Here is a 286-nt window from a genome sequence, read left to right as displayed (position 1 = left end):
GATGACGTCTGCCTCTTCATCCGCCTGAAGAATGGAATCCTCTATGTCCATGGCGATGAGGAACTCGTCTTCCACGATCAGTACCCGCGGCTGCTCCATGCGGAAGCCGGGTTCACTCTGCAAAACGTCTGCCAACATATGCCTGCCTCCATTGAGTACGCTACCAAGCACCGAACTGAAAAAATACGCCTCGGTTTGGGGTCGTCTGGTGCTTCGACAATACCTGGAGCGTCGGGACTGTTTGATCTCATCACCCGCCGCCTCAGCACGGTCGGCAAGCAAACAC

Annotated in this window: 1 pseudogene; it reads right to left on the bottom strand. The window is 55.6% G+C overall.

Annotated elements, in window-relative coordinates:
• Positions 1-138, bottom strand: a pseudogene (locus tag EN824_RS36760) (response regulator); the annotation flags it as partial.
• Positions 139-286: the final 148 nt, after the last annotated feature.

This window comes from Mesorhizobium sp. M8A.F.Ca.ET.181.01.1.1 (genome assembly GCF_004792025.1).
GTDB lineage: Bacteria > Pseudomonadota > Alphaproteobacteria > Rhizobiales > Rhizobiaceae > Mesorhizobium.
This window is presented reverse-complemented; position numbering and strand designations above follow the sequence as displayed.